This window comes from Cupriavidus sp. 10L45 (assembly GCF_056395225.1).
Genome location: NZ_JBFTJC010000003.1, coordinates 422,558 through 443,697, shown reverse-complemented (window position 1 = coordinate 443,697; position 21,140 = coordinate 422,558). Strand labels below are relative to the sequence as shown.

18 protein-coding genes and 1 tRNA gene are annotated in these 21,140 nt (G+C 67.3%); 15 read left to right on the top strand and 4 right to left on the bottom strand.

The features are described 5' to 3' along the window. Positions 1 to 43 precede the first annotated feature (43 nt). Together AC1DFU_RS07970 and AC1DFU_RS07965 are read left to right on the top strand one after the other, a co-directional pair. Positions 44 to 748: a response regulator transcription factor gene (locus tag AC1DFU_RS07970; RefSeq protein ID WP_092290948.1), complete on the top strand. Its 705-nt coding sequence runs from the start codon at positions 44 to 46 to the stop codon at positions 746 to 748. Continuing rightward, positions 687 to 2,387, top strand: a complete 1,701-nt coding sequence (locus tag AC1DFU_RS07965; protein ID WP_092290950.1) for a sensor histidine kinase — start codon at positions 687 to 689, stop codon at positions 2,385 to 2,387. The genes AC1DFU_RS07970 and AC1DFU_RS07965 overlap by 62 nt, the downstream gene beginning before the upstream one ends. Before the next feature lie 14 nt (positions 2,388 to 2,401). Here AC1DFU_RS07965 and AC1DFU_RS07960 read toward each other — a convergent pair whose 3' ends face one another. Continuing rightward, the gene (locus AC1DFU_RS07960) at positions 2,402 to 2,899 is read right to left on the bottom strand and encodes an SET domain-containing protein (protein ID WP_092290953.1); all 498 of its coding nucleotides are present in this window, start codon (positions 2,897 to 2,899) and stop codon (positions 2,402 to 2,404) included. An 820-nt stretch (positions 2,900 to 3,719) separates the two neighbouring features. Between AC1DFU_RS07960 and AC1DFU_RS07955 the strand changes: the two genes are divergently transcribed. Both AC1DFU_RS07955 and AC1DFU_RS07950 read left to right on the top strand, forming a co-directional pair. Beyond that, on the top strand, positions 3,720 to 3,998 hold the full coding sequence (locus AC1DFU_RS07955) for an HU family DNA-binding protein (protein WP_092290955.1): 279 nt from the start codon (positions 3,720 to 3,722) through the stop codon (positions 3,996 to 3,998). 241 nt (positions 3,999 to 4,239) lie between these two features. Then, positions 4,240 to 5,211: a DUF2272 domain-containing protein gene (locus AC1DFU_RS07950; protein WP_092290957.1), complete on the top strand. Its 972-nt coding sequence runs from the start codon at positions 4,240 to 4,242 to the stop codon at positions 5,209 to 5,211. Between the two features lie 54 nt (positions 5,212 to 5,265). Here the strand turns inward: AC1DFU_RS07950 and AC1DFU_RS07945 are convergent, their stop codons facing one another. Further along, positions 5,266 to 7,002, bottom strand: a complete 1,737-nt coding sequence (locus AC1DFU_RS07945; protein WP_441591601.1) for a carbohydrate porin — start codon at positions 7,000 to 7,002, stop codon at positions 5,266 to 5,268. A gap of 304 nt (positions 7,003 to 7,306) precedes the next feature. On the opposite strand from AC1DFU_RS07945, the gene AC1DFU_RS07940 reads away from it, so the two are divergent. The 5 genes from AC1DFU_RS07940 to AC1DFU_RS07920 all read left to right on the top strand — a co-directional run bounded on the left by AC1DFU_RS07940 (position 7,307) and on the right by AC1DFU_RS07920 (position 13,919). Next, the gene (locus AC1DFU_RS07940; RefSeq protein ID WP_092290961.1) at positions 7,307 to 8,446 is read left to right on the top strand and encodes a TRAP transporter substrate-binding protein; all 1,140 of its coding nucleotides are present in this window, start codon (positions 7,307 to 7,309) and stop codon (positions 8,444 to 8,446) included. A gap of 111 nt (positions 8,447 to 8,557) precedes the next feature. Continuing rightward, complete coding sequence (gene rarD / locus AC1DFU_RS07935; protein ID WP_092290963.1) at positions 8,558 to 9,460, top strand: EamA family transporter RarD; 903 nt, start codon at positions 8,558 to 8,560, stop codon at positions 9,458 to 9,460. Positions 9,461 to 9,581: 121 nt separating this feature from the next. Next, the gene (gene dinB / locus AC1DFU_RS07930; protein ID WP_092290966.1) at positions 9,582 to 10,754 is read left to right on the top strand and encodes a DNA polymerase IV; all 1,173 of its coding nucleotides are present in this window, start codon (positions 9,582 to 9,584) and stop codon (positions 10,752 to 10,754) included. Positions 10,755 to 10,834: 80 nt separating this feature from the next. Continuing rightward, positions 10,835 to 12,028, top strand: a complete 1,194-nt coding sequence (locus tag AC1DFU_RS07925; RefSeq protein ID WP_441591598.1) for an MFS transporter — start codon at positions 10,835 to 10,837, stop codon at positions 12,026 to 12,028. A 121-nt stretch (positions 12,029 to 12,149) separates the two neighbouring features. Further along, positions 12,150 to 13,919 (top strand): diguanylate cyclase, encoded by a 1,770-nt coding sequence (locus tag AC1DFU_RS07920; RefSeq protein WP_441591596.1) that lies wholly within the window; start codon positions 12,150 to 12,152, stop codon positions 13,917 to 13,919. 30 nt (positions 13,920 to 13,949) lie between these two features. Here AC1DFU_RS07920 and AC1DFU_RS07915 read toward each other — a convergent pair whose 3' ends face one another. After that, positions 13,950 to 14,450 carry a hypothetical protein gene (locus AC1DFU_RS07915; protein ID WP_092290972.1) on the bottom strand — a complete coding sequence of 167 codons (501 nt, stop codon included), beginning with the start codon at positions 14,448 to 14,450 and terminating at the stop codon, positions 13,950 to 13,952. A 377-nt stretch (positions 14,451 to 14,827) separates the two neighbouring features. Here AC1DFU_RS07915 and AC1DFU_RS07910 point away from each other — a divergent pair, with 377 nt between their 5' ends. The 6 genes from AC1DFU_RS07910 (at position 14,828) to AC1DFU_RS07885 (ending at position 20,965) form a co-directional block, all read left to right on the top strand. Beyond that, positions 14,828 to 15,784: a Bug family tripartite tricarboxylate transporter substrate binding protein gene (locus AC1DFU_RS07910; RefSeq protein ID WP_092290974.1), complete on the top strand. Its 957-nt coding sequence runs from the start codon at positions 14,828 to 14,830 to the stop codon at positions 15,782 to 15,784. Between the two features lie 128 nt (positions 15,785 to 15,912). Then, positions 15,913 to 16,395: a tripartite tricarboxylate transporter TctB family protein gene (locus AC1DFU_RS07905; RefSeq protein WP_092290976.1), complete on the top strand. Its 483-nt coding sequence runs from the start codon at positions 15,913 to 15,915 to the stop codon at positions 16,393 to 16,395. Between the two features lie 19 nt (positions 16,396 to 16,414). Continuing rightward, entirely contained in the window at positions 16,415 to 17,929 is a 1,515-nt protein-coding gene (locus tag AC1DFU_RS07900; RefSeq protein ID WP_092290978.1) for a tripartite tricarboxylate transporter permease, read from the top strand. Positions 17,930 to 18,024: 95 nt separating this feature from the next. Further along, on the top strand, positions 18,025 to 18,465 hold the full coding sequence (locus tag AC1DFU_RS07895) for a PaaI family thioesterase (RefSeq protein ID WP_092290980.1): 441 nt from the start codon (positions 18,025 to 18,027) through the stop codon (positions 18,463 to 18,465). 19 nt (positions 18,466 to 18,484) lie between these two features. Next, complete coding sequence (locus tag AC1DFU_RS07890; protein WP_255370691.1) at positions 18,485 to 19,414, top strand: patatin-like phospholipase family protein; 930 nt, start codon at positions 18,485 to 18,487, stop codon at positions 19,412 to 19,414. A gap of 69 nt (positions 19,415 to 19,483) precedes the next feature. Continuing rightward, the gene (locus AC1DFU_RS07885; RefSeq protein ID WP_441591592.1) at positions 19,484 to 20,965 is read left to right on the top strand and encodes a dihydrolipoyl dehydrogenase family protein; all 1,482 of its coding nucleotides are present in this window, start codon (positions 19,484 to 19,486) and stop codon (positions 20,963 to 20,965) included. Positions 20,966 to 21,025: 60 nt separating this feature from the next. On the opposite strand, the gene AC1DFU_RS07880 is transcribed toward AC1DFU_RS07885, so the two are convergent. Next, a tRNA-Phe gene (locus tag AC1DFU_RS07880) sits at positions 21,026 to 21,101 on the bottom strand. Between the last annotated feature and the right edge of the window lie 39 nt (positions 21,102 to 21,140).

Genomic DNA, 21,140 nt, shown 5'->3' with positions numbered 1-21,140 from the left:
ACAATCGGCGGCATTGCCCCACAACGCCGCCGAGCCCCCTGCCATGCGTATCCTGCTGATCGAGGACGACCGTCAAATCGCCAGTGGCGTGGAGGCGGGCCTGACCCGTGCCGGCCATCAGGTACGCGTGGTCCATGACGGCGTGTATGCCACGGATCACCTGCTGCGCGAGCAGCACGACCTCGTCATCCTCGACCTGGGCCTGCCCGGCATCGACGGCATGACGCTGCTGGCCCGCTACCGCGCCCGCAACCGCACCACGCCGGTCATCATCCTGACCGCCCGCGACGAACTCGAAGACAAGCTCTCCGGCCTCAACGCCGGCGCCGACGACTACCTCGTCAAGCCCTTCGCGCTGCCCGAGCTGGAAGCGCGCGTGCGCGTGCTGCTGCGCCGCAGCCAGCATGGCGAGGCCGCGCCCGAGCGCGACGTGCGCCTGGGCCGCCTGCGCCTGTCCGGCAACGACCGCCGCATGTTCGTCGACGGCAAGCCGCTGGAGCTGTCGCCGCGCGAGTTCGCCGTGCTGGAACTGCTGCTCCAGCGCCAGGGCCGCGTGGTGAGCAAGGCGCAGATGCAGGACCACCTGGCCACCTTCGCCCATCCGGCTGGCGAGGGCGGCGATACCGTCGGCGACACCGCCATCGAGGTCTACGTGCACCGCGTGCGCAAGAAGCTCGAGGAAGCGGATGTCGAGATCGTCACCGTGCGGGGCTTCGGCTACCTGCTCCAGATTCGTGGCGGACACTGACTCTCCCTCCCCCTCGCGTTCGCGGCTGGTCCGCGCTTCGAACCCGAGCCTGCGTGTCCACCTGCTGCGCGCGCTGGCCACGCCGCTGTTCGCGCTGGTGCTGGTCAGCGGCTCGCTCTCCTACTGGCTCGCGGCGCACTACACCACCCAGGTCTTCGACCGCGCGCTGTATGGCGTGGCGAACAACATCGCCCAGCAGATCCGCATCGCCGGGCCGCGCCTCGATCAAGATATTCCGATGATTGCCCAGACGCTGGTCGAGGCCGAAGGCTCCGACCGCATCTACTGGCGTATCCACGGCCCGGACGGGCTGATCGGCGGCATGGACACCTGGCTCGGCTACGGCACGGGCCAGACCACGCTCCACGACGCACGGCTGTTCTACGCGTGGTTCAGCGGTCGCCAGGTACGCGCCGTGCGGCTGCCGGTGACGCTGCCGAGCCCCGCCTCGGACGAATTCGGCACGAGTGGCGAGGGCACGCTGTCGCGCGGGCCGATCGTCGTGGAAGTCGCTGAACTGCTAGACCGCCGCGAGACGGCGGCGAACGAGATCCTGCTGTCGGTGTCGGTGCCGCTGATCCTGCTGCTGCTGGTGGGCAGCCTGATCCTGTCGCACGTGCTCAAGGAGGAACTGGTGCCGCTCCAGATCCTGACCGACAAGCTGAACCGCCAGACCGCCCGCTCGCTGGCCGCGCTGGACGAAACCCAGGTGCCGGCCGAAGTCGAACCGTTGATCCGCGGCCTGAACGCGCTGCTGGCGCGCCTGCGCGATGCGCTGGACGCCCAGCGCAAGTTCATCGCCGATGCCGCGCACCAGCTACGCACGCCGCTGACCGCCGTGAAGCTCCATGCGGACCGCGCGCTCGATGCCGATTCCCCCGATGTGGCCCGCCACGCGCTGCGCGAGGTGCAGACCGCTGCCGACCGCGCGGTGCGGCTGTCGAACCAGCTGCTGTCGCTGGCGCGGGCCGAGCCGGGGCTGTCGCTGGAGCGGCTGGGGCCGGTGGAACATTTCGACCTGGCCGAACTGGCTTTCGAGATTGGCGCGGAATGGGTGCCGCAGGCGCTGGCCCGCCGCGTGGACCTGGGTTTCGAGATCCTGCCTGGCCCCACCTTCACCGGCAGCGCGCCGGCCACGGTGCGCGGCAACCGGCTGCTGATGCGCGAGGCGCTCTCGAACCTGATCGACAATGCCGTGAAATACGTGCCGGCCGGCGGGCGCATCACGGTGCGCGCGGGTGGCGAGACCATGGGCCATCGCGGCATGGCCGTGGTGATGGTGGAAGACAACGGCCCGGGCATTGCGCCAGCGCGGCGCGAGGAAGTCTTCAAGCGCTTCTTCCGGGGCGATCACACACCCGGCGCCCAGGCGGTGCAGCAGGCCGCGCCGAGCGGCGCCGGCCTGGGGCTGGCCATCGTGCATGAAATCGTCTCGCTGCACCAGGGCACCATCCGTATCGAGGACGTGCCCGCGCCCTCCCCGGCGCCTGTGCCGGCGCCGTCCGCGCTGTCAGCCGTGGTGGCTGGCCACGGGGATCACGGCGACCATGGGGAGCAGCGCGACCCGGCACCCCGGCGCGCGTCGATGCGGTTCGTGATCCGCATCCCCTGCGAGGCGCCCGGCACGGCTGCCGGCTGACTTCTTCCGACTGCTTACTTCCGTTCCTTCGGGGCCAGCATCGTGCCCCGGCAGTTCGGGCTGCCGCAGCGGCACTCGTATTCCTTCTTCAGCTTCTTGGTATAGCGCGCGTCTATTACCAAACCATAGTCATAGAACAGCTCTTCGCCCTGGGCGATGTCGCGCAGCGCGTGGATGAACACGCGCCCCTTCTTCTCACGTGCCTCGCAGTTCGGCTCGCAGGCATGGTTGATCCAGCGCGCGCGGTTGCCGCCGAACTTGGCGTCGATCACGTCGCCGTCGTCCAGGCTGAAGTAGAAGGTGTGGTTCGGGTCGGCCGGATCATGCGGATGGCGCTTGAGCGCTTCTTTCCACGAGATGTGCTCGCCCTTGTATTCGATCACGCGCTCGCCCTCGGCGATATTGCCGATCGCGTATACGCCCTTGCCGTGCACGCCTGACTGGCGCACCTCGATGCGGTCGCTGGCGCTCTTCTTCTTGCCCGCCTTCTTTGCCTTGCCTTGTTCCGACATGTCGCTGTTTCCCCGTCAAACCGATGACTGCCGGTCCACTCCGGCGCGCCCCGGATGATACCTGCCAACCATGTCGGCGCGACACCCCTTTTCGCCTCCTGTATACCGTCATGCATGTGGATAAACCGGCCAAAATCTGTGGATAAGCGCGCGGGTTTGGTGTGGGCGGCAAGGGGGTGACATGGGGATGGCGCAGGAACAAGTCGACGAGGTATACCTCCCATCCTCCTCCAGACGGCTGAGTCATCCACGCCGGCCAACAACCGCTCCCTGTGCTTTCGGTATACGTAAACATCTGATCCGATTGACGTATACGTGGTTATCCACAGAAACGGTCGCCCTCTATTGACTACTACTATTCGTATACATAAAAGAAAGATGTAAACCGAAAGCACGAGAGCCGGCAGCGCAGCGAGGTATACGTCCGAACCCCTCCGACTTTGGGAGGAAGGCCGTTTTGGACGTCGATGAAAAATTGAGCAGGTCCCGTTTTTCGCGTATACCGGCACGCGGGCACGCCAGAAGCCCCTCAGGCGCTTTTGGCCGCGTATACGTCCCCAACCCTCTGTCAGCCGCGTATACGCCTCTGAAGGGCTCTCAGCGCTTCCAGGCCCCTTCCGCGTGACGCGTATACCGCTTCCCAATCGCCCTCAGCCCCCCTGCTGCCAAGGCCTGGCAATGGCTGGCGTAACAATCTGTTCCCGGTGCGCCTTCCCCGACACGGTATGATGTGGCCCGCGGCGTCTTTGCCGGTGCGGGTTCCAGCGGAGCCGGCGCGGCCAGGACGTCAGTGTTTTTTCAACTCGAGACGGAGTGAAGCATGACGAAAACCGAACTGATCGACGCGATTGCAGCTGGCGTGGACGGTCTGACCAAGGCCAAGGCGGAACAGGCACTCAACGTGACGCTCACCGCGATCATGGACGCCGTGGCCAAGGGCGATACCCTGAGCCTGATCGGCTTTGGCACCTTCAGCCAGGGCGAGCGTGGCGAGCGCATGGCGCGCAACCCGCGTACCGGCGAGGAAATCAAGGTGGAAGCCGCCAAGACCGTGAAGTTCAAGGCGGGCCAGAAGTTCAAGGACGCCGTCAACCAGTGATGCTTGCGGGCCGATGAATCAGCCCGGTTTGCAAGACCCCGCCGTGCCGCCACCGGATGCCGTCTCCGGCGCAGGTGCGCGCCAGGCGGGGGACGTTATCCACAACAGGTTTCCCGCCGCCGTGCGCGGCAAACCGCACAGCTGCACCGTGCCGTCAGACGGCGGCCGCAATCCTCTTCAAAATGGCGTCCGGACGTGGCCAGCACTAGGATTCTCGGGCGTCGCCATCCGTGGCCTCGCCATGCCGTCCAGCCCGCTCGCACCCAGATTTCCACAGCGTTATACACAGCGCTTTCCACACAAGGCTCCACAGCTTTCTCCACAGGCACTGACTCGGCGTTTTCTGAGTCTGGTAGCACTCGCCGTGCTATGTGGTTGCACCGCCGCGCCGCCGCGCACGGCACGTCCGCAGGCCGTGCCCTTGCCCGACCTGGAGCGCGTGGCCACCACGCCCGGCGCCACGCCGCGTGAGCGCATTGTCGAGATCGCCATGCAGGAGTGGCGCAAGTGGGGCAGCCAGACCATGCGCATCGGCCGCGACGATGGCGCCTGTGTGACGCACAGTCCCCTGCCCGCCCCGGTGGCAGTCGAATCGTTCGCCCCCCTCGCCCCGCAAGGCGCCCAGTCGGCGGACGATGAATCGGACGAGAACGGGAATGCAACGGATTGCATACGTTTTCCCGATGGCACGGGCATGGAAGCCACCGCGCAAGGCTGCCGGATGGCCCAGCGCTACTGGGGCATCGTGGGCGAGGCGCCGGATTGCCGCCAGGTGACGCAAGGCGCGTGGGCGTGGTCGGCCGTGTTCATTTCGTGGGTGATGCGCAAGGCTGGGCTCAACAACGACCAGTTCCTGACCGGTCAGTCCCATGCGATGTATGTGGTCGATGCCCGGGATGGCAAGCTGCCGCGTCCCGCCTTCCATATCGAGCCGATGCCGGCGCTGCCGCGCCCTGGCGATGTCATCTGCGCGCCGCGCGGACGTGACAAGTACCTCGAGAACCTGTCGGAGATCGGCTTCGGCACCACGCCGATGCACTGCGACATCGTCGTGGCCGTGGACCCCGCTGCGCGCGTGGTGCGGGCCATCGGCGGCAATGTGCAGCAGTCGGTGACCATGAGCGAGATCGACCTCAACGATGCCGGCCAGCTCGACGCCTTCACCAACTCGCACATGCCGTGGCTACTGGTGATGCGGAACGATTTGCAGTGACGGGACGAATCGAGTGGGCTGAAATTTCCGCTCGATCATCTATCCGAAGAATGATTACCAGCGGCGGTTGAGCTGCACGCCGAAGATCGAGCCGCTGGTCTGGGTCGCCCAGGCTTCGGCGGGCGTGGCGAAGGTGATGCCGTCGACGTCGCTGGCGCGGCTGTAGGTGTAGAACGCGCGTAGGTTGGCGTTGCCGGTGGACTTGCCGAGCGTGAAGGTCGGCGCCACGGTCAGCGCGGTGCGCTGGCCACCCACGCCAAACCCGGACGAGATCTGGTCGTGCGCGACTTCGAAGTTGAGCCGGAACTGGTCGTTGGCCACATAGGCCGGACGGAAGCGCGTGGCCGCCCATTGCAGCGTGCCGACCGGCGAGCGGTCCAGCTGCAGGCTCGATTCCACCGAGCCGCCGATGCCCGAGCGGCCCTTCCACTCCATCGATTCCGCCACGCGCACGCGTGACAGCGAAGCGCCCATGCCCGTGTAGCCGGTCATGGCCGCGCGCGACCCCTGCCCGTACTGCACGCCCAGCCGGTTGGTGCCCATCAGCACGTTCTTCTGCTCGTGCATGGCGGAGGCCCACCAGGCGCTGCCGGTGTCTTCCATGGCCGAGAGCGGCTCCACGCGCGTGAAACCCAACTGGACGTTGCCCTTGTCATTGGTGTCGATCGGGGCGCTGCGCAGGCTGTGATAGCTGGGCAGATGGGCGCCGTTCAGATCGTTACGTGCGGTGTATTGATAACTGAGTCCGAAATCGCCCAGTTTGGCGTTATCCACCCCGAATCGCATCGAGGGCGAGTTGGGCGGCAGCAGGCCGGACGACATCAGGAACGGATTGCTCTCGCGGCGGCCGGCCCAGACGCTGGCGCCATCGAGCACGGATACACCCGAGAGCCCGGTGACAGAGGTATAGAACTGCGGCACCAGTGCGTAGGGGTCCACGGCGGCGGCGTTGCCGTTGACCGAGGTGGCGTTGGTACCCCGGGCCTGGGCCACGAGCTGGACCTGGGTGCCGCCGCCGATGTCGGCCAGCGATTCGCGGATCTTGACCTCGCCAGTGCTGGTGCAGGCCAGCCCGCCACCGAGCCCGACCGACGGCGTACCACCGCCCGGGCAGGCGCGCTGCGTGCTGGCGCGGTCCTCGACCGCTGCACGGCCGCTGTAACCCATGCGCCATACCGTATCGCCGGCGAGATCCTCGGCCGGCAACTGCGAGCGGAGCACCGGAGGTGCATCCGAGACCGTATCCGCTTCAGCGCTGTCGACTTGATCACCGCCGTTTGTGCCATCAGCGGCACTGGCGCGTGCCGGCTGGACGGGCTGAGCCGGCTGCGCGGGGAATTCACCCAGCCGCTGCGGGAAGAGGACCAATGGCGGTGGCGGAGGCGGCGGGGCTGCGGCCGACTCGGGCGGACCGACGAAGTCGGGGTCCACGGGGTTCTCCGCCGCGACGGTTGCCATGGTTTCGGATGGTGCCGCATTCGCCGTATTCGCCGTATTCGCCACAGCCGCATCGGCAGACTTGCTCGTACCCGGGACGACGGTCGGCTGGATCAGGTCGTACAGCGGGTCCGTCGCCGGCGCGGCAGCCGCCACGGGCGCAGCGGTAGGTACGCTCGCTGGGGCCGAAGTCGACGCCATGGCCGTCGGCGGCACAGTGCTGGCCGAAATTTGTGGCGGTGTCGCCACCTGACTGCCCGTTTGCGCGCAGGCGACCATGCCCCAAGCAGCCATGACGGCAAACGTGAGACGGCGGGAACGCAGGCGAGCGAATCGGGGTACTGGCAGCAGCATGGGAAACAGTGACGGCGCGCGGCGCGCCGGATGGGGGCTCCGTTTTTTAACAGGCGAACTTTTTGACCGCAAGACGGGTTACAAAATCCATCAAACCGTGCAGCATCTCACATTGCGAAAAGATCACCTCGCGCCACCTTGCCAGTCTCCCCGTAAACCGTTGCAGAAGTGCGAATCCCTAGCGAAAACCCGCAGTCGGGAGTGTGGTCGTGCGCAAAACGCCACCGCTATAATCGACCGGCTGTTTTGGACTTGTCCTATGGGTGGGGCAGCCAGCGCACATATATCTATAAGAGGAGATGTCATGGAACGTCGTTCCTTCCTGTTGAAAGCATCGGCTGTGGCCGCTACCGGGGCCCTGGCCGCGTGCGGCAAGGAAGACAAACCCGCCGCGCCCGCGGCGTCGGCGAGCGCACCGGGCGCGCCGGCCGTGATCGGCAGCAACCCGGCGGTGGAATGGCGCCTGGCATCGAGCTTCCCGAAGTCGCTGGACACCATCTACGGCGCCGCCGAGCTACTGTCCCAGCGCGTGAAGGAGCTGACCGACGGCAAGTTCAACATCAAGGTGTTCGCCGCCGGTGAAGTGGTGCCGGGCCTGCAGGTGCTGGACGCCGTGCAGAACCAGACCGTGCAGATCGGCCACACGGCCGGCTACTACTACTTCGGCAAGAATCCGACGCTGTGCTTCGACACCACCGTCCCGTTCGGCCTGACCGCGCGCCAGCAGACCGCGTGGATGATGCAGGGCAACGGCATGAAGCTGATGCGCGAGTTCTTCAAGGAATATAACGTCGTCAACTTCATGGGCGGCAACACCAATGCCCAGATGGGCGGCTGGTTCCGCAAGGAAATCAAGACCGTGGCGGACCTGCAGGGCCTGAAGTACCGCATCGCCGGGTTTGCCGGCGTGGTGCTGCAGCGCCTGGGCGTGGTGCCGCAGCAGATTGCCGGTGGCGATATCTACCCGGCGCTGGAAAAGGGCACCATCGATGCAGCCGAGTGGGTCGGCCCGTATGACGACGAGAAGCTCGGCTTCTACAAGGTGGCGCCGTACTACTACTACCCGGGCTGGTGGGAAGGGAGCGCCCAGCTGTCGTTCTACGCCTCCGCACCGGAGTTCGAGAAGCTGCCGGCGCAGTACAAGCGCGCGCTGGAAACGGCCACCATCGAGGCCCACACCAACATGATGGCCAAGTACGACGCCGTGAACCCGCAGGCGCTGGCCCGTCTGCTGGAGAATGGCGTGAAGCTGCGCCCGTTCTCGAAGGAGATCATGGAGGCATGCTTCAAGGCCACGCAGGACGCGTACGCCGAGGAAACCGCCAAGAACCCGTCGTTCAAGAAGATCTATGACGACTGGCGCGTGTTCCGCAACAACGAGGCCGCCTGGTTCAACGTGGCCGAGCAGGGCTTCGCGCAGTTCAGCTTCGCGCGCAAGCTGTAAGACATCGATGTGATTTGGATGTGATGTTGTCGCCTCTCCCGCCAGGGGGAGGCGAGTTCCAACGCCGATGACGGCGTACCGGTAGAATCCGCGCACCTACCGGACACTCCCATGCAACTCGGCATCTTCTACGCGCTGCTCGCGTACGTCATCTGGGGCCTGCTGCCCCTCTATATCAAATCCCTCCACGGCGTGGCGCCGCTCGAGATCCTGCTGCACCGGATGGTGTGGTCGCTGGTCTTTTTGGGCGCGATCCTGCTCTGGCGGCGGCATTTCGGCTGGCTGCGCGAGGTGGCGGGAAATCCGCGCCTGATCCTCGGCTTCGCGGCGAGCGCCGCCCTGCTCTGCGCCAACTGGTTCCTCTATATCTGGGCGGTGTCGGCCGACCGGGTGGTCGATGCGAGCCTGGGCTACTTCATCAATCCGCTGTTCAGCGTGCTGCTGGGTGTGCTGTTCCTGCACGAGCGGCTGCGGCCGGGGCAGTGGCTGTCCATCGCCGTCGCGGCGGGGGGCGTGCTCTGGCTGACCATCAGCGCCGGGCAACTGCCGTGGATCGCGCTCGCGCTGGCGGCGTCGTTCGGCGGCTACGGGCTGCTGCGCAAGACCGGGGCGCTGGGCGCGCTGGAGGGGCTGTCGCTGGAGACGCTGCTGCTGTTTCCGATTGCGGCCACCGCGCTGGGCGTGCTCGTCTTCACCGGCCAGGACACCTTCCGGAGCGCAGCACCGGGTACGCAGATCTTGCTGCTGCTGGCCGGCCCGGTCACGGCGGTGCCGCTGCTGTTCTTCGCCGCCGGCGCGCGCCGGATTCCGCTTTCGCTGCTCGGCCTGCTCCAGTACACCGGCCCGACGCTCCAGCTGCTGCTCGGCATCTGGCTGTGGCACGAGCCGTTCCCGGCCCAGAAGCAACTCGGCTATGCACTGATCTGGGTGTCGCTGCTGATCTACGCGATGGAAGGGGTGTGGGTTTCCCGCCGCAATTCCGTTAAGTCTATCAGCGCGACAAATGAAGCATAGGTTTGGATCGATTAATCGATTCATCCCGGGAATGATGGATTAACACCGGCTCGGCACGCGAGGGCCGACGCACTATACTGTACGTTTATACAGTACCGACGACGCGCACGCCCCCTTCGCCATGTCCACCCCCGTCCGGCGCATCGCCCACCTCGACATGGACGCCTTCTATGCGTCCGTCGAACTGCTCCGTTATCCCGACCTGCGCGGCCAGGCCGTTGTCATCGGCGGCGGCCGCAATGCCATCCCGGAGACGCTGCCCGATGGCTCGCGCCGCTATGCCCGCCTGCGCGACTACGTCGGACGTGGCGTCGTCACCACTTCCACTTACGAAGCCCGCGCGCTGGGCGTGTTCTCGGCGATGGGCATGATGAAGGCGGCCAAGCTGGCGCCGGACGCCATCCTGCTGCCGACCGATTTCGACGCCTATCGCCGCTACTCGGGCCTGTTCAAGGCCGCCGTGCGCACCTTCACCGAGCAGGTGGAAGACCGGGGCATCGACGAGATCTATATCGATCTGACCGAGGTGCCCGGCGAGCCGGCCGAGGTAGCCGCGCGCATCAAGGCGGCCGTGAGCGAGGCCACTGGCCTGACCTGCTCGATCTGCGTGGCGCCCAACAAGCTGCTGGCGAAGATCGGGTCCGAACTCGACAAGCCGGATGGCCTGACCCTGCTCACCCCCGCCGACATCCCCCGCCGTATCTGGCCGCTCGCGGCGCGCAAGGTCAACGGCATCGGGCCGAAGGCGGCCGAGAAGCTGGCCGGCATCGGCATCGACACCGTGGGCGACCTGGCCGAGGCCGACCAGGGCGTGCTCCAGACCCATTTCGGCCGCAACTACGCGAGCTGGCTGATCGAGGTGGCGCATGGGCGTGATGACCGCCCGGTGGTGGTCAGTTCCGAGCCCAAGTCGATGAGCCGCGAAACCACCTTCGAGCGCGACCTGCACCCGCGCGTGGACCGCCCGCTCCTATCGGAATCGTTCACCAAGCTCTGCATGCGCGTGGGCGAGGACCTGCGCCGCAAGGGCTACGTGGGCCGCACGGTGGGCATCAAGCTGCGCTTTGACGATTTCCGCACGGTCACGCGCGACCTGACCATGCCGGCCCATACCGCCGATGGCGCGGCGATCCGGCGCAGCGCCACGGAATGCCTGAAGCGGATACCGCTCGAGCGGCGCATCCGGCTGCTCGGCGTGCGCGTGAGCGCCCTGATCCCGGCGGACGAACAGGGCGACGACCCGGCGCCCGTGCAGGAGGAGTTCCGCTTCGAGGATGAGCGGCCGGATGCCTGACGCGGCACCGGAATGACCCCTCCGACGCATCTATCTATCTCCCGCTAGAATCGGCGGCTTCGAGCACCAAGGCCGTCCCCATGACCACCACCGCCACAGAGCGCGCCGCTGAGCCCGCCACCTGGATCACGCCGCTGCTGGCCACGGCCTGCGGCATGATCGTCGCCAATCTCTATTACGCCCAGCCACTGGTCGGCCCGATCGCCCGGTCGCTGCAACTCTCGCCCGAGATTGCCGGGCTGATCGTCACGCTGATCCAGATGGGCTACTGCGCGGGGCTGGTGCTGCTGGTGCCGCTCGGGGATCTGGTCGAGAACCGCAAGCTGGTCCTGACGCTGATTGGCGGCTGTGCCGTGGCGCTCATGGCGGCGGCCCTGGCCACTCACGCCAGCGTGTTCCTGATCGCGGGCTGCGCCATCGGCCTATGCTCGGTGGCGGTGCAGGTGCTGGTGCCGTTCGCGGCGCACCTCGCCCCGGACCATATCCGGGGCCGCGTGGTCGGCAACGTCACCAGCGGGCTACTGATGGGGATCATGCTGGCGCGGCCGGTGTCGAGCCTGATGGCCGGCCTGACGGGCGGCTGGCACACCATCTTCGCGGTCTCGGCCGTAGCCATGGTGCTGCTGGCGCTGGTGCTGGCGCGCAAGCTGCCGCGCCGCCAGCCCGCGCGGGGCGTGACCTACGGCCAGATGCTGGCGTCGATGGCGCACCTGCTCCGTACCCAGCCCGTGCTGCGCCGGCGCGCGCTGTACCAGGCCAGCATGTTCGGCGTGTTCAGCCTGTTCTGGACCACCATCCCGCTCTATCTGGCCGGGCCTGCGTTCCACATGTCGCAGACCGGCATCGCCGTGTTCGCGCTGGTCGGCGTGGCCGGCGCCATCGCCGCGCCGATGGCCGGCCGCTACGCGGACCGGGGCCACAGCCGCCAGATGACCGCCATCGCGCTGGCCATCGGCGCCGGGTCGTTCCTGTTGAGCCGGGTGGGCGTGGAGGGGTCGATGACCTCGCTCCTGGCGCTGACCGTGGCGGCCATCCTGCTCGACTTCGGCGTATCGGCGAACCTTGTGGTCGGCCAGCGCGCCATTTTCACGCTCTCGGCCGAGCACCGCAGCCGGCTGAACGGCCTGTACATGGCGATCTTCTTCGTCGGCGGCGCCACCGGCTCGTGGCTGGGCGCCTGGGCCTTCGCGCGCGGCGGCTGGCCGCTGGCGAGCTGGATCGGCTTCGCGCTGCCGGCGCTCGCCCTGCTCTACTTCCGGACCGACCGGCACTAAGCGCGGGGCGCCACCCCCTCCCGAAGTCCCGTTTGCTGCACTACACTGGCCGAGCGTTGTCCTTCATCGTCACAGTTTCGTTGCAGTGCCCGCTCAGGCGGGACTTGCCCGGAGGCCCCCGATGCCATGGCGCAAACTGGTGCCGCAACCGCGATGGTTACCGCGCGCGGCGGTCATGCGCCCGCAGCGAGTCGTGATCTGGTGTTTCAGCCTCGTGCTGGCGCTGACGCTCGCCGTTGGCCTGCGAGACCTCTACACGCTGCGCGAGCGCGTGATTGCCAGCCATCAGCACAATCTCGCGCTGCGCGCGATGGGGCTGGAGGCCGCCGTGTCGTCGGAGCGCTTCCGGCTGTCGTTCGTGCGCGACTACGCGCGGCAGCTGATGCGGATGGAGGCCGTGCAAGCCCGTGGCGTCTCGGACCCCGTCCTCGATCGGGCCTTCGCCGCGCGCGACGAGCCGATCTGGCAGATGGAAGTCCCGCTCGGCGATGCGCCCGTGATCGGCGTGTCACCGCAGGCCCTGGCCGGCCTGCCCGGCTTCGAGCGCCACGTGGGCGACCTGCGCGCCGACCTCTTCGCCGCGCGCCAGCTCAGCCATGTGCTGGGGCTGACCATGGGCGTGGACGAGATCCGCAATTCGGTCACGTTCATCTCGAGTAACGGCTTCTTCGTGACCTATCCCCCGGTGCCGGCCGACAAGGCACCCGCGTTGCTGCAGCGCTTTGCGAGCATGCCCTACTACCGCGATCTCCTGCCCGACCGCAATCCGGGCCAGGACCTGCGCTGGGCGCCGCCCTATCGCCAGTTCGAAAGCACCGAGCTGCGCACCACGCTGAGCGTGCCGATCTATGTGGAGTCGCGCTTTCGCGGCGTGGTGGCGGTGGATGTCTCGCTGAAGCATATCCAGGCGCTGCTCGGCGCACCGAGCGACGACTCCCCGGCCCTGAACCGCTACCTGATGGACAGCGCCGGCCGACTGATCGCGGCCTACCATGACCATCTGAGCACGGACCTGCGCTGGCCCGACGTGCTGGGCGACACCTGGCGCGACGTGGGACCGCAGACGCTGTTCGCCACCGACGGCCCCGGCATGCGCAAGGGCGATGGCGGCTACCTGTTCTACCAGCGGCTGGGCACCGGGCAGTGGATGCTGCTGGAGGCGGTCTCGACCGCCCAACTCTACGGCGAGGTTTTCTCGCGCATCAGCAAGCCGCTGCTGCCGGTCTGGATCGCGCTGCCGCTGCTGATGTGGATCTCGGTGCGGCTGGTATCGCTGCTGTTCAGCTACTACCTCGCGCTGGGCGACAAGCTCCAGAAACTGGCCGAGCGCGATCCGCTGACGGACCTCGCCAACCGGCGTCATTTCGGCGACCAGTTCGCGCAGGCGGCGGCGCGGCGCGCGCGCGACGGCAGCGCGCTGTCGATGCTGATGCTCGACATCGACTATTTCAAGAAGGTGAATGATCGATGGGGCCATGCCAGCGGCGACCACGTGCTCCAGCGGCTGGCCACGGCGTTGCGGGAAAATATGCGTGCGGTGGATACGCCGGCCCGCCTGGGCGGTGAGGAATTCGCCGTGTTGATGCCCGGCGCCACGCTGGCCGAGGCCACGGTCAGTGCCGAACGGCTGCGCGTGGCGCTGGCCGCGATGCCGGTGGAGCCCGCCCCGGACGCGCCCACGTCAGCGACGCAGGGCGACCCCGGGGCGCGCATCCGCTTCACGGTGTCGATAGGCGTGGCCGAAGCCGGGAGCGACGGGGGCCAGACACTCGATGCCATGTTGGCGACGGCCGACCGCCGTCTTTATGCCGCCAAGGCAATGGGGCGAAACCGGGTTTGCGCGGAGGATGCGCGGGCCGGCAATGCAGAGGCACCGCCGGTTGCGGGGTGAGGTGCAGGCAGGTCATGACGGCGTCCCCGGTCAGCGCAGCAGGAAGGCGATGTCCTCGACGGCAATCACCGAAACCGGGATGCCCTTGCGGCGCTGGAACAGGATGTGTTGCTGCACGCGGCTGCGCTGCTCCGCGAACACGGCCGGGTCCACCGGCGTGCCGCTGCGCGCGTAGTGCTGCACCAGCAGCTTGTAGGCGCGATGGCGGATCTGGAGCGTCTCGTTCTCGGCGCGCAGCCGCTGCCATTCGGTGGGGCTGAGGTCGAGCGTGTGGTTGAGTTCGTCGAGCGTACGCGCGTGAAGGTCGCGGTAGAGATCGCGCTCGGCTTCGGCGCGATGCAGCTCGTCGCGCAGCGCCATGATCTTGTGCTGGAGCTTCAGTGTCTGCCCCACCGCCGCCTGCATGCCCTTGGCGGCCTCGAGCGCCTGGCTTGCCGCCGCCATGGTGCTCTTCCACAGTCCACGGTCGGTACCCGCGGCCGTATCCAGCTCCGGCGGCCACACGTCGGCAGCCTTGATCGTCGTATCCATTGTTGACCCCAGTTGACACCCATCAGGCCCGTCGCCTCGTTGTGCGCGGGTCCCTTTTTCATCGTTTGTCCGTCGCCTGTTCCGCACTGCAACGTGCGGCAGGCAACTGTGGTCAATCGTAGTGATATGTCTGACGTCAGCCAAGTCAAAGATGTTTAGATCAGACTTCCTCGCACTTGTCTGTGGCGAAAACCATGCAGTGGGTAGTGCGTGTGCCGTCCGGCGCGTGTCGGCGGGGCCAGACAAAGCAGACAACCCCCACGTAAACCCCATGCGAATTCCTGTCGGTTTGACAGGCTTTTGACAGTTACCGACCTCTAGAATCCAGCCCACAGCTATCACTAGCTATCCATTCCAAAAAAAGACAGGAGACCGCGATGCCTCGCACGCTTGCCCGCTTTGCCCATGTCGTCCTCGCCGCCGCCACGCTGGCCGCGGCCCCGGCCTACGCCGTGGACAGCCTGAAGGTCATGATCGGCGCCAACCCCGGCGGCGGCTACGACCAGACCGGCCGCACGATCGGCGCGGCGATGATCGCGGCAGGCACCGCCAAGACCGCGTCCTATGACAACAAGGGCGGCGCCGGCGGCACCATCGGCCTGACCCAGTTCGTCAACACCGACAAGGGCAACCCCAACGCGCTGATCGTGACCGGCGCGGTGATGGTCGGTGCCATCGAGACCAACCATCCGCCCGTGACGCTGAAGAACGCCACGCCGATCGCCCGCCTGTATGCCGACACCATGGTCCTGACCGTGCCGGCCAGCTCGCCGCTGAAGTCCATCAAGGACCTGACCGCGCAGCTCAAGGCCAACCCGGGCAGCGTGAGCTGGGGTGGTGGCTCGAAGGGTTCGATCGACCACATCCTGGCCGGCCTGATCGCCAAGGACATCGGCGTGGATCCGAAGAAGATCAACTACGTGCCGTTCGCGGGCGGCGGCGAAGCCTCCGCGTCGATCATGGGCGGCCACGTGACCGTGGGCATTGCCGGCGTGTCCGAGTTCCTGCCCTTCATCAAGAGCGGCAAGATGCGCGCGCTGGCGGTGACCTCGAAGGACCGCACCGCCGACATCCCCACGCTCAAGGAGCAGGGCGTGAACGTGGAGATCTATAACTGGCGCGGCGTCTACGGCGCGCCGGGCATCACGCCCGAGCAGCGCAAGGCGATGATCGACGCCGTGGTCAAGGGCACCGAGAACAAGGTCTGGAAGGAAGCCCTGACGAAGAATGACTGGACGCCCTTCCTGCTGACCGGCGACGAGTTCGGCAAGTTCGTGGATGCCGAGTCGACCCGCCTGGGTGGCACGCTGCGCGAACTGGGCGTTGCCAAGTAAGTCCGGCGGATTCATCGCCAACTGCACGACTCGCCTCACCGCCCCACCCGCGCGCCCCAACAATAATCACAATCCTGTCACGCTCGTCGTGACCGCGCGGGTGGTGGCCATCCCTCCGGGAGCCCACCATGAAACCATCGCATGTCTCCATCGGCATCGCCGTCCTGGCGTTGTCCGCCTTCTTCCTGGCCGGCCTGTCCGGCATCTCGGGCGAGGAAGGCTACGCCGGCCTGTCGCCGCGCTTCGCGCCCACCCTGGTCGCCATCGGCCTGGCCGTGTGCGGCGCGCTGCTGACCTGGCAGGGCGTGCGCGGCGGCTTCCGCAATATGCCGGAGGAAGATGCCGAGTTGCCCGAGGCGCCACACAACTTCAAGGGCTTCCTGTGGGTAGCGGCGGGCCTGGTGCTGAACATGGCGCTGATCGGCACGCTCGGCTTCGTGCTGTCCTCCACGCTGATGATGGTCTGCGTGGCGCGCGGCTACGGCAGCCGCCGGCTGGTGCGCGATGCGCTGATCGGCCTGGGCCTGACGCTGCCGATGTGGGCGTTGTTTGAATTCTTGCTCGGCATCAACCTGCCGCTGCTGCCCCTTTTGTCGATCTCCGGCTTCTGAACCGGCGGGAGGAATTGCCATGGATACCCTGAACCAGTTGATGCACGGCTTCGCCGTCGCCATCACACCGATCAACCTGATGTGGGCCCTCGTGGGCTGCTTCCTCGGCACCGCCATCGGCGTGCTGCCGGGCATTGGCCCGGCCCTGACCGTGGCGATGCTGCTGCCGCTGACGGCCAAGGTGGAACCCACCGCCGCGCTGATCATGTTCGCCGGCATCTACTACGGCGCGATGTACGGCGGCTCGACCACCTCCATCCTGATGAACACACCGGGCGAGTCGTCCACCATGGTCACCGCCATGGAAGGCAACCTGATGGCCAAGAACGGCCGCGCCGGGCCGGCGCTGGCCACGGCGGCGATCGGCTCCTTCGTGGCGGGCACCATCGCCACCGTGCTGCTGTCGATGTTCGCGCCGGTGGCGGCGGACGTGGCGCTGCAGTTCGGCCCGGGCGAGTACTTCATGATCATGCTGCTGGCCTTCACGACCGTGTCGGCCGTGCTCGGCTCGTCGCTGCTGCGCGGCATGACCAGCCTGTTCCTGGGGCTCGGCATCGGCCTGATCGGCATCGATTCGCTGTCCGGCCAGACCCGTTACTCGATGAACATCCAGGAGCTTTACGACGGCGTGGATATCGTCGTGGTGGCCGTGGGCCTGTTCGCCGTGGGCGAGGCGCTGTTCAACGCGTTCTTCCCGCAGCCGGCCGGCTCGTTCAACAAGCTCAGTTCCGTCCACATGAACAAGTCGGACTGGAAGCGCTCGGTGCCGGCCTGGCTGCGCGGCACGCTGATCGGCTTCCCGTTCGGGCTGATTCCGGCCGGCGGCGCGGAGATCCCGACCTTCCTGTCGTACGCGACCGAAAAGAAGCTCTCCAAACACCAGGACGAGTTCGGCAAGGTGGGCGCCATCGAGGGCGTGGCCGGCCCCGAGGCCGCCAACAACGCCGCCGTGACGGCCACGCTGGCGCCGCTGCTGACGCTGGGCATTCCGACCTCGAACACCACCGCCATCCTGCTGGCGGCGTTCCAGAACTACAACCTCCAGCCCGGTCCGATGCTGTTCCAGACCTCGGGCGATCTGGTCTGGGGCCTGCTGGCGTCGCTGTACATCGGCAACGTGATGCTGCTGGTGCTGAACCTGCCGGCGATCGGCCTCTGGGTGCGCATGCTGCGCGTGCCCACGCCGCTGCTGTACGGCGGCATCCTGATCTTCGCGGGGCTCGGTGCGTACGGTATCCGCCAGTCGTGGTTCGACCTGCTGCTGCTGTTCGTGATCGGCCTGCTGGGCATGGCCATGCGCCGCTTCGACTTCCCCACGGCGCCGGTCATCGTCGGCCTGATCCTGGGGCCGATGGCCGAGAAGCAGCTGCGCAATGCGCTGTCGATTGGCCAGGGCGACTGGAGCCTGTTCGTCAAGCAGCCGATCTCCGCCACGATTCTGGCGATGACGGTGGCCGTGGTGGTGGTGCCGCGCGTGCTGCGCTGGCACGCCAGCCGCAGCAGTGCCCGCGCTGCTGCCGACAACGCGGCGTAGCCGTCGCCCGCCCCGGCCGGCGGGGTCTTGCAGTGCATCACACGGGGGGCTGCGGCCCCCTGTATCATTGGCGAAACCCGCTCGACAGGATCGCCATGCCGGAACCGACCTCCGCACCGACCGCAGCGCCCGCCTTCACCCTGGCTGATGTCGATGCCACGCTGGAACGCGTGCTCGCCCCGTGGGTGCGCCAGCTTGGCCTGCGAGCCGAGGCGGTGGACGACCAGGGCGTGACGCTGCGCCTGCCGTTCAGTGAGACTTTTCGCCATGCCGGCGGCGTGGTGTGCGGGCAGGTACTGATGTCGGCAGCCGATACGGCGATGATCGTCGCCATCTCCCGGGTGCTCGGGGAGTTCCGCCCGATGACCACGGTCAGCCTGACCACCAACTTCATGCGGCCTGTGATCGACGGCGACGTGCGCGTGCGCGCCAACGTGCTGCGGCTCGGCAAGACCGTGGTGTTCGGCGAGATCGAGCTGACCGGCACCGACGGCAAGCTGGCGGTGCAGGCCACCACCACCTACGCGCTGCTCTGACATCCAGGACCATCCGACGATGATGACTGGCGCCGCGCCAATCTCCTCCGCCCCTCCCCAGCCGCTTTCCCAGCCGTTCGACCAGATCGTGTTCGCCGGCGGCGGCAACCGATGCTGGTGGCAGGCCGGCTGGTGGGACACCGTGGCGCCCGAGCTGGCGCTGCGGCCGCGCGTGATTGCGGGCATCTCGGCCGGGGCGGCTACGGCGTGCATGGTCCATGCGCATGATTCGCACCAGACCATGGCCTATTACCGCGACATCCTGGCCAACAACACGCGCAACGCCTACTGGGGCAACCTGCTGCGGCGCGAGCGCGTGTTTCCACATTACGGCATCTATCGCAACGCGCTGCTGTCGCTATTCGGCGATAACCGGCTCGCGCGGCTCCAGGCCGCGCCCGAGATCCGCATCGGCGTGGCGCATATCCCGCCGTGGAGCGGCCCGCGCCTGGCCGTGGCCGCCGGGCTGCTCGCGTACAACATCGACAAGCACCTCCTCAAGACGCTGCACCCGCGGCTGGGCCGCAAGCTGGGCTTCCGGCCCGAGTTCGTGCGCGCGCAGGATTGTGCTTCGCCCGAGGATCTGGCCGATCTGCTCTTGCAGTCGGCCTCCACGCCGCCGTTCACACCGGTACTGAAGCGCCAGGGGCGCGCGGTGCTCGATGGCGGGCTGGTGGACAACGTGCCCGTCGATGCGCTCGACCCGGCCCCCGGCAACGTGCTGGTGCTGGTGACGCGGCTGTACCCGCGCCCGCCCCGCTTCGTGCTGGCGGAGGGCGGCCAGCGCCGGCTGTACCTGCAGCCGTCGCAGCGCGTACCCATCTCGAGCTGGGACTACACCCGGCCCGAGGCCATGACACATGCCTACGATCTGGGCCGGCGCGACGCGGAAGCGTTTCTGCGCGACTGGCCCACGATCCGGGACGAGGAATTGTTGCCGGCGCCCTGAGTGGTTGCGCCCACGGGCGCCGGTCGGTCGTGTTGAATGCGGCGATGCGCCGCGTACAAGGAGACATGGATGACTAAGCGCCAGGCAACACCCGAGACCGCCACCCCGGCACCGGCCAAGGAGCGCCGCCGCGCGCGCGAGATCAGCGCGGCGCCCGTGGTGGAGAACGTGCCGCGCCGCAAGCGCAATGGCCGGCCGGGCAAGGCGCGCGAGGCGGACCTCGTCGTCATCGGCGCGGGTTCCGGCGGCGTAGCGGCGGCCCGGCGCGCGGCGTCGCTGGGCGCGCGCGTGATCCTGGTCGAACGTGGCGCCATCGGCGGCACCTGCGTCAATCGCGGCTGCGTGCCCAAGAAGATGCTGTCCTACGGTGCCACCTGGGCGGCCATTTTGTCCGATTGCCTGTCTCACACTGGCGGCAAGGAGGACTGGCGCGATGCCATCGTGCGGGTCAATGCCGAGGTCGCGCGTCTCAACGCGTCTTATGCCCAGCGGCTGACCGAGGCCGGCGTGGAGATCCTGCACGGCGAGGCCCGGCTGACGAGCCCGACCGAGATCGTCGTCGGCAACGAAACCCTGCGCACCCGCAAGACGCTGATCGCCACGGGCGCGCGGCCGCGCGTACTTTCGGTGCCCGGCGGCGAGCTGGCGAGCACGTCCGACGATGTGTTCACGTGGCAGACCGTGCCGGCGTCGATGGTGGTGATCGGCGGGGGGTATATCGCCGTGGAACTGGCGTCGATCCTGTCGCGCTACGGGGTCAAGGTCGACCTGCTCGTGCGCGAGGACCGACTGCTGCCGCGCTTCGACCACGACGTCTCCGCCTCGCTGGCCGGGGCGCTGGCCGCCAAGGGCATCCGCCTGCATTTCAATACCGAGGTGACGCTGCTCTCGCAGGCCAATGGCGCGACCGAGGTCTGCTATACGCAGGACGGCAACCCGGGCCGTACCCAGACCGTGCGCGCCCAGGCGGTGCTGTCGGCCATCGGTCGGCAGGCCAATGTGGAGGGGCTGGGGCTCGAGGACATCGGCATCGAACTGGGCGAAAAGGGCGGCATCGTTGTGGACCGCCAGTTCCGCAGCGCGGAGCGCGCGCTGTACGCGGTGGGCGACTGCATGGCCGAGAACCTGCACCTGACGCCGGTGGCCATCGCACAGGGCCGCTGGGTCGCGGACCGCCTGTTCGGCAAGCGCGGCGACCTGGCCGATTTCGACATCGTGCCCACGGCCGTGTTCTGCGAGCCGGCCATCGGCGTGGTGGGCATGACGGAGGCGCAGGCCATCGAGGACGCGGGGAAGCCGGAGCGCATCCGCACCGAAATCAAGCGATTCGTCTCATTGGAAAACCGCTTCGGCGGCAGTTCGCAACAGTCGATGATCAAGCTGGTGCTGAACGCGCGCAGCGGCCGGGTGCTCGGCGTGCATTTGATGGACAACGCCGCGCCCGAGATCATCCAGGCGCTGGCGGTGTCGCTGCGGCTGGGGCTCAAGGCCTCGCACCTGAAGACGACCCTGCCCCTGCATCCGACGGTGGCGGAGGAGATGTTCGGGTAGGCGCTAAACCATTGACCCCAAACGCAAAAACGGACGCCGAAGCGTCCGTTTTCTTGTATCTGGTGGCCTGGGACGGAATCGAACCGCCGACACAAGGATTTTCAATCCTCTGCTCTACCGACTGAGCTACCGGGCCAAAGAAGCGAAACTATATCAGCGCGAAACCGGCCAGTCA